The 11,140-nt window shown below is 68.0% G+C and carries 11 protein-coding genes; 8 read left to right on the forward strand and 3 right to left on the reverse strand.

The genetic code is table 11. The features are described from left to right. The first annotated feature begins 22 nt into the window (after window positions 1–22). Together ACFMRZ_RS27485 and ACFMRZ_RS27490 are read left to right on the forward strand one after the other, a co-directional pair. Window positions 23–892 (forward strand): SDR family oxidoreductase, encoded by an 870-nt coding sequence (locus ACFMRZ_RS27485; RefSeq protein WP_280272463.1) that lies wholly within the window; start codon window positions 23–25, stop codon window positions 890–892. A 24-nt stretch (window positions 893–916) separates the two neighbouring features. After that, window positions 917–2,167 carry an acyl-CoA dehydrogenase family protein gene (locus ACFMRZ_RS27490; protein ID WP_400181299.1) on the forward strand — a complete coding sequence of 417 codons (1,251 nt, stop codon included), beginning with the start codon at window positions 917–919 and terminating at the stop codon, window positions 2,165–2,167. A 60-nt stretch (window positions 2,168–2,227) separates the two neighbouring features. Here ACFMRZ_RS27490 and ACFMRZ_RS27495 read toward each other — a convergent pair whose 3' ends face one another. Continuing rightward, complete coding sequence (locus tag ACFMRZ_RS27495) at window positions 2,228–3,082, reverse strand: alpha/beta hydrolase (protein ID WP_280273075.1); 855 nt, start codon at window positions 3,080–3,082, stop codon at window positions 2,228–2,230. Window positions 3,083–3,360: 278 nt separating this feature from the next. On the opposite strand from ACFMRZ_RS27495, the gene ACFMRZ_RS27500 reads away from it, so the two are divergent. From ACFMRZ_RS27500 to ACFMRZ_RS27510, 3 genes are read left to right on the forward strand one after another with little or no spacing between them, the layout of a single operon-like run. Beyond that, on the forward strand, window positions 3,361–4,080 hold the full coding sequence (locus ACFMRZ_RS27500) for an exodeoxyribonuclease III (RefSeq protein WP_400182983.1): 720 nt from the start codon (window positions 3,361–3,363) through the stop codon (window positions 4,078–4,080). Beyond that, window positions 4,077–4,553: a ribonuclease domain-containing protein gene (locus tag ACFMRZ_RS27505; protein ID WP_280273077.1), complete on the forward strand. Its 477-nt coding sequence runs from the start codon at window positions 4,077–4,079 to the stop codon at window positions 4,551–4,553. Before ACFMRZ_RS27500 ends, ACFMRZ_RS27505 begins: the two co-directional genes overlap by 4 nt. Beyond that, complete coding sequence (locus ACFMRZ_RS27510; protein WP_400181300.1) at window positions 4,553–5,011, forward strand: barstar family protein; 459 nt, start codon at window positions 4,553–4,555, stop codon at window positions 5,009–5,011. The genes ACFMRZ_RS27505 and ACFMRZ_RS27510 overlap by 1 nt, the downstream gene beginning before the upstream one ends. Window positions 5,012–5,035: 24 nt before the next feature. On the opposite strand, the gene ACFMRZ_RS27515 is transcribed toward ACFMRZ_RS27510, so the two are convergent. Next, a complete protein-coding gene (locus ACFMRZ_RS27515; RefSeq protein WP_400181301.1) occupies window positions 5,036–5,671 on the reverse strand; it encodes a TetR/AcrR family transcriptional regulator in 636 nt (211 codons plus the stop codon). 146 nt (window positions 5,672–5,817) lie between these two features. On the opposite strand from ACFMRZ_RS27515, the gene ACFMRZ_RS27520 reads away from it, so the two are divergent. Continuing rightward, window positions 5,818–6,750, forward strand: coding sequence for an oxygenase MpaB family protein (locus ACFMRZ_RS27520; protein WP_400181302.1), 933 nt, complete (start codon window positions 5,818–5,820; stop codon window positions 6,748–6,750). A 12-nt stretch (window positions 6,751–6,762) separates the two neighbouring features. Here the strand turns inward: ACFMRZ_RS27520 and ACFMRZ_RS27525 are convergent, their stop codons facing one another. After that, window positions 6,763–8,886 carry a phosphocholine-specific phospholipase C gene (locus ACFMRZ_RS27525; protein WP_400181303.1) on the reverse strand — a complete coding sequence of 708 codons (2,124 nt, stop codon included), beginning with the start codon at window positions 8,884–8,886 and terminating at the stop codon, window positions 6,763–6,765. 116 nt (window positions 8,887–9,002) lie between these two features. Here ACFMRZ_RS27525 and trpS point away from each other — a divergent pair, with 116 nt between their 5' ends. Both trpS and yhjD read left to right on the forward strand, forming a co-directional pair. Continuing rightward, on the forward strand, window positions 9,003–10,028 hold the full coding sequence (trpS, locus tag ACFMRZ_RS27530) for a tryptophan--tRNA ligase (protein WP_400181304.1): 1,026 nt from the start codon (window positions 9,003–9,005) through the stop codon (window positions 10,026–10,028). Window positions 10,029–10,124: 96 nt separating this feature from the next. Further along, on the forward strand, window positions 10,125–11,135 hold the full coding sequence (gene yhjD, locus ACFMRZ_RS27535) for an inner membrane protein YhjD (protein ID WP_280363412.1): 1,011 nt from the start codon (window positions 10,125–10,127) through the stop codon (window positions 11,133–11,135). The last annotated feature ends 5 nt before the right edge of the window (window positions 11,136–11,140 follow it).

The following is an 11,140-nucleotide window of genomic DNA, read 5'->3' on the forward strand; positions in this document are numbered from 1 at the left end:
CGAACACAGACAGGAGTTACGGATGGGCGCACTGGAAGGCAAGGTCGCCGTCATCACCGGCGCCGGCCGCGGCATCGGCCGCGAACACGCGCTGCTGTTCGCGCGGGAGGGCGCCGCGGTCGTGGTGAACGACCTCGGCGGCGACAATACCGGGACGGGCGCGGACACCGGTCCGGCGCAGGAAGTGGTGGACGAGATCACCGCGGCGGGCGGCCGGGCGGTCGCCGACACCGGCGACATCGCCACGTGGGAGGGTGCGAAAAACCTTGTCGACCTGGCTGTTTCGGAGTTCGGTAGACTCGACGTGGTCGTCAACAACGCGGGCATCCTGCGCGACGGCTTCATAGCCGGGCTCGAGGAATCCCAGTGGGACGCGGTGATCGCGGTGCATCTGAAGGGGCATTTCAACGTGCTGCGGCACGCGGCCTCGTACTGGAAAGACCAGGCCAAGGCGGGCAACCGGCCCAACGCCGCCGTCGTCAACACCGCCTCGGCCTCGGGTGTCACCGTCCCGAATGCCGGGCAGGCCAACTACGGGGCCGCGAAGGCCGCGATCGCCGCGCTCACCCTGGTGGCCGCCGACGAACTGGAGCGGTACGGGGTGCGGGTCAACGCGATCGCGCCGATGGCCCGCACCCGGCTGACCCTCGCCACCCCGGGCATGGGCGCGATCTTCGCCGCCGAGGTCCCGGAGGGCGAGTTCGACGCGTTCAGTCCCGCCAATATCTCGCCCCTGGTGGCCTATCTCGCCGGCGACAAGTGCGCGATCACGGGCAAGGTGTTCGCGGTGCAGGGCGGCGCCATCTCCGAGCTGGCCGGCTGGCACGACGTGAAGACCATCGAGACCGAGGGCCCCTGGTTGATCGACGATATCGCCGCCCGCCTGCCGTAACCCCGAAAACCACTGGAGAACAACGTGTTCGAATGGTCCGAGACCGACGTACTGATCCGCGAAGCGGTCCGCGGTTTCATCGCCAAGGAGGTCCGGCCGCACCTGGACGCCCTGGAGAGCGGCGAGATGCTGCCCTATCCCGTGATCCGAAAGCTGTTCGGAGAGTTCGGCATCGACGCGATGGGCGCCGAGGCGGTCGGCAAGATGCTGGCCAAGCAGCGGGCCAAGGCCGAAGGAGCCGAACCCGGTGCGAAGCGGGGCGGATCCGGCGGCGGCCCGTTCGGTGGGCAGGAGTCGCTGATGGCTGTGCTGATCGGCGAGCTGTCCGGGGTGTGCATGGGGCTGGTCTCCGCGCTGGGCGTGTCCATCGGTCTCGGGGCGACCACCATCATGTCGCGCGGCACGCTCGCGCAGCAGGAGCGATGGCTCGAAGACATCGTGACCATGAAAAAAGTTGCGGCGTGGGCGATCACGGAGCCCGATTCCGGATCGGACGCGTTCGGCGGGATGAAGACCTACGTCAAGCGCGACGGCGAGGACTACATCCTCAACGGGCAGAAGACCTTCATCACCAACGGCCCCTACGCCGACACGGTGATCGTCTACGCCAAGCTCGAGGAGGGCGACGCCGGGGTCGACAAGCGCGACCGCAAGGTGCTCACCTTCGTGCTCGACAAGGGCATGGAAGGTTTCACCCAGGGCAAACCGTTCCGGAAGATGGGCCTGCACGCCTCGCCCACGGGTGAATTGTTCTTCGACAACGTGCGTCTGGGCCGGGACCGGCTGCTCGGCGAGACCGAGGAGCACAAGGGCGGTGACGGCCGCGAGAGCGCCCGGTCCAGCTTCACCGCCGAGCGCATCGGCGTCGGCTTCATGGCGCTGGGGATCATCAACGAATGCCACCGGCTCTGTGTGGATTACGCCAAGAACCGCAAGCTGTGGGGCCAGGAGATCGGCCGCTTCCAGTTGGTGCAGCTCAAGCTGGCCAAGATGGAGGTGGCGCGAATCAACGTGCAGAACATGGTCTTCCACTCGATCGAGCGGGCCCGCGCCGGTAAGCCGCCGACGCTGGCGGAGGCATCGGCGATCAAGCTGTACTGCTCGGAGGCGGCCACCGAGGTGGCGATGGAGGCGGTGCAGCTGTTCGGCGGCAACGGCTACATGACCGAGTACCGCGTGGAACAGCTGGCCCGCGACGCGAAGTCGCTGATGATCTACGCGGGCAGCAACGAGATTCAGGTGACCCACATCGCCAAGGGCCTACTCGGAGCGTAATCCTGCGTGGGCGGCCGGCGGATCGGCGCCGAGGGGTGGTGACCGATCCGCCGGCCTTCCTCACACCGCGCGCAGGTGCGTGCGGCTGGCATAGACGTGCTCGGCGATGAGGGTCGCGACGCGGTCGGGCGCCTCCAGCATCGGAACGTGGCCGACGCCGTGCACGAGAATACGATCGGCCGAGTCCGGCAGTTCCCGCAGAAACCGTTGCGCGAAAGCACGATTCGGGATCACCCGATCGTGCTCGCTGAGCAGCAGGCGCACCGGGGTGCGCAGCGTGGACATGTCCTCCAGCGCGGGCATGCGCAGCCCGCCGGCCAGCAGCGGCAGCATGGCCGTGCAGTGCAGCGCCGACGCGATCGCCGCCTCCACGCCGCGCCGAGCCGCCGCGGCGGTGTTCTTGGCGAGCAGGTATGCCGCGAAATGCCGTACCGGAGCGCTGAATTGGACCAGCGGCGGCAGTCGCTTGCCGACCTGCACCACCGGCACCAGCGACAGGAATTTCAGCCCCACCCGGATCTGCAGCAGCGACGGCGACTGCCAGCCGCCGGCGGGTGCGATCGCGGTCAGCGTGCGGGCCCGGCCGCGCCGCGCCAATTCGAAGCCGACCCAGGCGCCGAGCGAATTTCCCGCGATATGACAGGTGCGCCAGCCCAATTCGTCGAGTTGGGCCTCGACCCGATCGGCCAGTACGTCGATATCGATGTACCAGCCGTCCAGATCGGGGCCGCCCCAATGGCCCGGGAAGGCCGGCGCGAAGACCTCACAGGTACTGGATAATCGGAACGCCACCTGCTCCCAGCAGTGCGGCGAGAGCATGAACCCGTGCAGCAACAGCAGCGGATCCCCGGACCCGGTGTGCAGTGCCTGCATCGGTACGAGCGGGAGTGCGGATCGGGTGGTGCCGGACGTCATCGTTCGTCACCCCTTCCTGGACCTCGATGTCCACAGGGAGTTGATGACAGCATTGTACGGAGGAAATGTGTTCTACATCACCGCTACGGCATGATGTAAACGAGCCTCATTTCAATTTGCTGGGTGAGTGCGGCGCACGGGGTTCGGGCTATCGTGTCGCTGTGGGTTCTCATGAGCTGTTCCATCAGACCTGGTCGGACAACTATGCCTGCTACTGCACGATCTCGACGATCAACGTGAACGGGATTCGGGCGGCGACCGGCAAGACGGGCAAGGGGATGCTCGAGTGGCTGGCGGCCACCGAGTCCGACATCATCTGCCTGCAGGAGACCCGGGCAACCGACGAGCAGACGCGCAAGGCGCTGGCCCCGGCGCTGGAGGCCGGATGGCATCTGGCACACGCCGAACCGGGCACGAAAGGCCGGGCCGGGGTGGGCATCTTGTCTCGCCAGGAGCCACGCGCGGTGCGGACCGGGTTCGGCTGCGCGGAGTTCGACGGTATCGGCCGCTATATCGAGGCCGAGTTCGACGGGCTCACCGTCGCGAGTGTGTACGTCCACACCGGGGAGGCCGACACGCCGATGCAGGACGAGAAGTACCGGTTCCTCGGCGCCCTGGGCGCGCATTTGCGCGCGCAGACCGGTGATTTCGTGATCTGCGGCGACTGGAACGTCGCGCACACCGAGCTGGACATCAAGAACTGGAAGGGCAATGTGAAGAACGCCGGCTTCCTGCCCGGCGAGCGAGCATGGGTCGACGAGATACTGGCCGCCGGATACGTCGACGTGGTGCGCACCCTCCACCCGGGTGTGCCGGGACCCTACAGCTGGTGGTCCTACCGCGGCCGCGCGTTCGACAACGACGCCGGCTGGCGCATCGACTACCACCTGGCCCGCGGCGGCGTGGCCGGGCGGGCGAAACACGCGGTGGTGGAGCGGGCGTCGGAGTACGCCTTGCGCTGGTCGGACCACGCCCCGGTGACGGTGCAGTACCGATGAACCTCTCCGACAAGCGAATTCGCACGCTGCTGGTATTGGCCGGTCTGGTTGTCGCGGTGGTGGTCGCGGGCGTGCTCGCGCTGCGCGGTGGCACCGATTCCGGTAGCGGCACCGCGCAGTCCGTTGCCGCGAGTGCGACGGCGAAGCCGACGGCGAAGGCGGGCAACACTTCTGCGGTCAGCCGAGTCGCCGGTGTTCCCGAGCGCGCGTATCAGACGCTGGCGGAGATCGACGCCGGGCGCTGGCCCGACTCGGCGGGTGCGCCGGGCACCAAGGGCGGTGACCAGTGGATGAATCGCGATGGAACACTGGCGAAAACGGATTCCTCCGGCAAGGCGATCACCTACAAGGAATGGGATGTGAATCCGAAGAAGCGCGGCCAGTCCCGCGACGCCGAACGCATAGTCACCGGCAGCGACGGCTCGGCCTACTACACCGGAGACCACTACGAGACGTTCACGAGGATGCGGTGATGACCAGGCCGATGACGTTGTCGCAGTTCCTGTCCGGCGCCGGCCCGGTGGTGGGTGAGCTGGCCGCCGACGACGGAAAGTTCAGCGGCGTGCGCTACCAGGCGCCCGACAACTTTCGCGTCCGTGAGCTGCGCGGCGCCAAGATGCGCACGCTCGCGGGCGTCTACGACGAATTCGCCGCGGCCTTCCAGTTCCCGTACTACTTCGGCGCGAACAAGGACGCCTTCGACGAATGCCTGCGCGACCTGGACGATTTCGTCGGTCCGGCGCGCGGCTACCTGGTGGTGGTCCGCGACGCCGAGCAGTTGCTGGCCGACCAGCCGGAGCAAATGGACTGGTTCGCCGAGGCCATGCGCGACGCGGCCGCCTTCTGGTCCACACGCGACACCGCGTATCGCGTTGTGCTGCAAGGTCGTCCCGAGCTGGCCGCGGTGCCGCTCACGCTCGCGGCCGACTGAGGCGCGGTCGCCGGGCGCGGTGCGTCAGCGGAGGCGTTTCGCCAGATCCTCCCCGAGCAGGACGAAGATATCGGTGGTGTGGTCGATCAGCTCGTCACGGGTCATGGGCAGGTCGCCCTGGAGCCAGCTCGTCAGGGTCTGGGCGAGGCCGCCGACGAGGTAGGTCGCGCGGAAGGCGATCACCGGGTCCGGTTCGGCGCCGGTGAGCCCGTAGAAGTCGATGCCGCTGGCCGCCACGAGATTCGCGAACGAGCGAATGGATTCGAGTGTGCGAGAGCGCAATTCGGGTGTCGCGGTGCCGACGATCGACGCCACCCGCGCCTTGCGCGGATCGTCGGTGAGCACGTGGATGCCCGCCGCGATCGCGGCCCGCGCGGTGTCGCGGGTGTCGGCGGGCGCCGTCCGCAGCGCCGCCACGATCGCCGTCGCCAACTCCTCGGCGACACCGTCGAACAGTGCGGTGAGTACGGCGTCGCGGCCGTCGAACTGCTCGTAGTAGTAGCGCTCGTTCAGTCCGGCTCGCGTGCACAGCCCGGCAACGGTCAGTTTCTCCAGCCCCTGTGTGCCGATGATGTCCAGCGCGGCCTCGAGTAGCACGGATCTGCGTTGAGCGCGGCGCTGCGCTGCGGAGACCCCGCCGTACGTCCGTTGCGCTGCCACGTTCCGATTGTGGCACGGCGCGCGCCCGCCCCCGGACCCCGGATACGAACGCCGCGGAGGTGCGGCAGCAATTCTGGAGGTGCCTCTTGCCAGATTGTCGATTCTGGTGGATTCTATTGCCAGATGCCCTGGACGAGGAGGCGACGATGCCCGAGACCGGCTATTTCTCCGACGATTCGATGATTCGCCGTGTCATGCGCAAGCGGGCGGTGGGCCTCACCTACGGTCAGCGCGCGCTGGTGGTCGGGGCCGTCCACCCGCTGCTGTACGTCGGGACCGCCGAGAACACCGAACACCGGACGACGCCCTATACGCGGCTCGCGCTCACCGGCCGGTTGTTCGAGGCGGTGTTCCTGGGCAGCCGGGCGGAGGCGGACCGGGCGCTGGCCTTCACGCACAAGAAGCATGCGCGGGTATCGGGTTCGCTGCCCGAGGACGCCGGTCCGCACCACCCCGAGGGCAGCGAATACTCCGCGACGAACCCCCATCTGATGTTCATGACCATGGCCTTCACCTTCGACTCCGCCGAGGTCATGCACGATCTGCTGATCCGCAGGCTCACCGCCGCCGAGCGGGAGGGTCTCTACCAGGACTACGTGCGCTGGGGAGAGCTGTTCGGTATGCCGCGCACGGCGGCGCCGGCCGACTATCCCGCGTTCCGTCGCTTCTTCGACGACTATCTGGCCTCCGACGAAGTGTTCCTCACCGAGGAGGCGCGTCTGGTCGGCTCGTATCTGGCGGGCAGGCGGGTGCCGTACCCGCTGCGCGCGCCGCTGCACCAGGTGACCTCCGGTGTGTATCTGCTGATCCAGGGCAGCCTGCCGCCGCGGATCCGGGACATGTACGGGATCCGGTGGGGCGCCAAGGAGGAGTTGGCCTTTCGCACGCTGGCCCAGGGCGTCCGCACGGCCCATCGCACACCGCCGCTCGCGCCGCGCCCGCTCCGCACAACGCTCGCCGGGCCCAGCGCTCCGGTGTATCGGATGCTCAGCCGTCGCGAGCATGACCTGGTCAGCTCCGGGCGGCCGAGTATGCCCGGTGTCGACCCGCTGAACCACGAGCAGCGCGGCGTCTCATAGCGGATTCGATACTCAGTCCGCGCTGACGCCGGGCTTGCCGTTCTCGATGCGCCCTGTGACGCGCCGCCGGAAGTCCGAATCCTCGTCGGCGGTGATTTCCACGTCATACCAACCGTTTTCGGTAGCCCACTCGAGCGAGTGGGTCGCCCCGGCCGGTAGTTCGACACGCTCCTGGAGCCCGGCGTACCGCAACGCCGCGACCGTCACGGTGACCTGCCGCCGCCCCCGGTTGGCCAGCGAAATCCTGAGCCCGGCTCCCGAGGGCACCGTAGCGACCTCGACTGTCGCCGCCGGACCCGCTGTGCCGCCGCGCATTTCGTACCAGAACCGATTCGGCCCCTGCACCGACAACTCGTAAGAGTCGGTGACGGTGAACGTCTCGGTCCGCTCGCCGCGCACATCGCAGTGCCGTGGGCTGTCCGATACTCCGCCGAACGGGTAGAGGACGAAATGCGCCGACGCCGCACCGCTGTTCGTCAGCCGGAGAGTCAGCGTCGTCCCGGAGACCGATCCCGCGGCCGCCGGTTGGTACGGCAGCGGGCGAGCGGGCCGCGCACCGGGCTCCTGGGCGGGCAGTGACTGCGCGTCCGGCGGCTCCGGCTTCCATCGGGCGGCGGGGCTCGGAATGCCTTTCGGCTCAGTCAATTTCGGTGGTTTGCCCGCAGCGCCGAAATCGAACACCGACCGCATGTCGCCGCACACCGTGCGCCGCCAGTCACTGATGTTCGGCTCCCGCACACCGGTCCACTGTTCCAGGAACCGCAGCACCGAGGTGTGGTCGAAGACCTCCGAACTGACGAAACCGCCGATCGTCCACGGCGACACCACGGTCATCGGCACCCGCGGTCCCAGCCCGATCGGCGTGCCGTCGTACCAGTCGTCGCCCCCGGGCGGTGGCACCGGCGAGGGCACGTGGTCGAAATAGCCGTCGTTCTCGTCGAAGTTGATGAAAATCGCTGTGCGGGACCAGGTGTCGAGGTCGGCGGCGACGAGGTCGAGCAGCCGGTAGATCAGGTTCGCGCTGCCCAGCGGGGTCGATGAGGAGGGATGCTCGCTGTATTTCGCGGGCGGTACCAGCCAGCTGACCTTCGGCAGCGTCCGCTCCTCGATGTCGGTGGCCAGCCGCCGCAGCAGGCTGTCGGGTTCGCCGCGATACATCGCCCGGTCGAACAGGCGCCGCTCCGGAGCGCTCAGCCGATCCCGTGCCGCGTCCAGTTGCCCGAGTAGCCGACGCTGGTCGGGCGGTGGCTTCTGCTGTAGCGCCTCGTAGAACTTCTCCGTCGTCGGATAGTTGCCCTCGACCTGGGAGAGCAGCTTCTTCCCGATGCGCTTGAACGTCGCGAAGTACTCGACGGGATTGTCGGTGAAGTTGTCCCACTCCTGATAGATCTGCCACGAGACCCCGGCGGCCTCCAGCCGTTCCGGGTAGGTCGTCCACTCGTAGCCGGGATGGGCGGCCTCGTAAGCGGCATTGTCGACGGCGCGTTCATCGGTGCCGGGTTCGTACCCCGTGGTGCCGGTGAAGAAGTAGTTGCGATTCGGATTGGTGCCGCCGAACAGGGAGCAGTGGTAGGCGTCGCAGATGGTGAACGTGTCGGCCAGCTCGTACTGCAGCGGCAGGTCGCGGCGTTCGTAGTAGGCCATGGTCGCCGCGGTCTTCGCCGGAATCCAGCCGTCCCACCAGCCCCGCGCCCACGCCGCGGTGCTGCCGTCCCACTCGTGGTCGAGGCTGTCGAGGTATTGGATATCGGTGTCGGGGCGGCCCGCCCGCGCCGCCGCCTGCCGCAGCGAGAACGGCAGGACCGAGCCGCCCGCCGCGTCGGGCAGTCCCGGCCGCGGCGACCCGCGCGCGTCCGACATCAGCGAGACTCCGGACACCGGCTGCCGGAAGACCGAGGCGCCGTTGCGCAGGCGCAGCGGCGACGAATCGGAGAACCCGCGCACGCCCCGCAAGGTCCCGTAGTAGTGGTCGAACGAGCGATTTTCCTGCATCAGCAGGATCACGTGTTCGATGGCCCGCAGCCCGCCCGGCCGCATCGGGGCGGCCATCGCCCGGTGCACGGCGGGCGGCAGCAGGGACGCGGTGGCCGAACCGGCCGCCAGCCCGAGCAGATGCCGCCGGGAGAGGATGGCCATGAGCCCAGTAAACCAACCACACGTGGGTGCCGGGTTACCGCGACACGGTTGCCGGGTGAATTTCCAGCGAGCAAGGTGCCGGTCGTCCGCCGGTCCGGGCATGCGAAGATCTGTGCATGTCGAGTCCTGCAGCACCCGGTGAGCGCAAGCAGCGTGTCCTGTCCGGCATCCAGCCGACCAGCGATTCCTTCCACCTCGGCAACTACCTTGGCGCGCTGCAATATTGGGTGAACCTGCAGGACGACTACGACGCCCTCTACTTCATCCCGGACATGCACGCGATCACCGTGTCGCAGGACCCCAAGCAACTGCGCAACCGCACCAAGCGGGCCGCGGCGCAACTCCTCGCCCTGGGCATCGACCCGAAGCGGTCGACGCTGTTCGTCCAGAGCCAGGTGCCCGAGCACGCCGAGCTGACCTGGGTGCTGAACTGCATCACCGGCTTCGGCGAGGCCAGCCGGATGACCCAGTTCAAGGACAAGTCGGCCCGGCAGGGCGCGGAGAACGCCACCGTCGGCCTGTTCACCTACCCGGTCCTGATGGCCGCCGACATCCTCCTGTACCGGGCGCATCAGGTGCCGGTCGGCGAGGATCAGCGCCAGCACCTGGAGCTGACCCGCAATCTGGCCCAGCGGTTCAACACCCGGTACAAGAAGACGTTCGTCGTCCCCGAGGCGCACATCGTCTCCGGCACCGCGAAGATCTACGACCTGCAGGATCCGACGTCGAAGATGAGCAAGTCGGCCGCCACCGACACCGGGCTGCTCAACCTGCTCGACGACCCGAAGGTCTCGGCGAAGAAGATCCGCTCCGCGGTCACCGACACCGAACGCGAGATCCGCTACGACCCGGAGGCCAAGCCGGGGGTGAGCAATCTGTTGGTTATCCTGTCGTCGCTCACCGGCAGCCCCATCGTGACGTTGGAGAATGATTACTCCGGCAAGGGGTATGGCGATCTCAAGGGCGATGTGGCCGACGCACTGGTCGAATTTGTCACGCCGTTGCAGACGAAGGTGCAAGAGTATCTGGACGACCAGGGCGAACTCGATCGCATTCTCGGCGCCGGTGCCGAGCGCGCTCGGGAAATCGCCGGCAACACCCTGGCGCAGGTGTACGACCGGGTGGGGTTCCTGCCCCGCTGACGTCCACCTCGCGGGGCTGTGCACGACCGCCGACCGCCTTCGTGGTGACACGCGCTGCCCCGATGCGCGGCCGGCCGACAGGTTTCGGGAGGACTGGTGTTCGGCAAGGTCAAGGCACGGATCGAACGTGAGGTACAGGCACGGCCGTGGCTGGACCATGCCATTCGCGCCGGCGGGCGGTATCAGCGCCAGCGCGGCGACTACTACGCCGCCGGCATCACGTATTTCACTGTGCTGTCGCTGTTTCCGCTGCTGATGGTCGGCTTCGCGGTGGCCGGATTCGTGCTGTCGCGCAACGCGGACCTGCTGGCCGAGTTGCAGCAGAAGGTGGTCGAGAAGGTTCCGGGCTCCTTCGGCGGGCAGCTGACCGACCTGATCGACCAGGCCGTGCGGTCGCGCACCGGCGTCGGCGTGGTCGGCTTGGTCGGCGCCCTCTACGCCGGGCTCGGGTGGATGGCGAACCTGCGGGCCGCGCTCACCGAACAGTGGGAACAGAAGACGCCGGAGGGAAATTGGGTCGGCAGCAAGGTGTCCGACCTGCTCGCGCTGCTCGGTCTCGGCGCGGCGATGGTGGTGTCGCTGGGGTTGTCGGCGCTCGCGGGCAGCGGTCTCGGCCGCAGCGTGCTGAAATCCGTCCACCTCGACAACGCGCCCGGCGTCGGCGTGCTGCTCACCATCGTCTCGCTGGTGCTCGCCGTGCTCGCGTCCTGGGCGGTCTTCGTCTGGATCATCGCCCGCCTCCCGCGCGAACCGGTGACCTTGGTGAGCGCGTTGAAGGCGGCCCTGCTCGCCGCTCTGGCCTTCGAGCTCTGGAAACAGCTCGCCAGCATCTACCTCAAATCCGTCCTCAACAGCCCCGCCGGCGTCACCTTCGGCCCCATCATCGGCCTGATGGTCTTCGCCTACATCACCGCCCGCATAATTCTCTTCGCCACAGCCTGGGCGGCCACCGCCCGCGAAAACGAGCCCGAAGCCGAAATCCCCCCGCCGCCACCGGCAGTCATCGAGCCGAGGGTGAATGTGGGGATGACCGCGCGGACGGGGGCGGCGCTGTTCGGGGTGGGTGCCGTCGCGGGGGCGTTGGTGGGGTTGCGGCGGCGGAGGTAGGTTCC

The sequence above is a fragment of the Nocardia sp. N2S4-5 genome, assembly GCF_044628355.1.
In the GTDB taxonomy this organism is placed as follows: domain Bacteria; phylum Actinomycetota; class Actinomycetes; order Mycobacteriales; family Mycobacteriaceae; genus Nocardia; species Nocardia wallacei_B.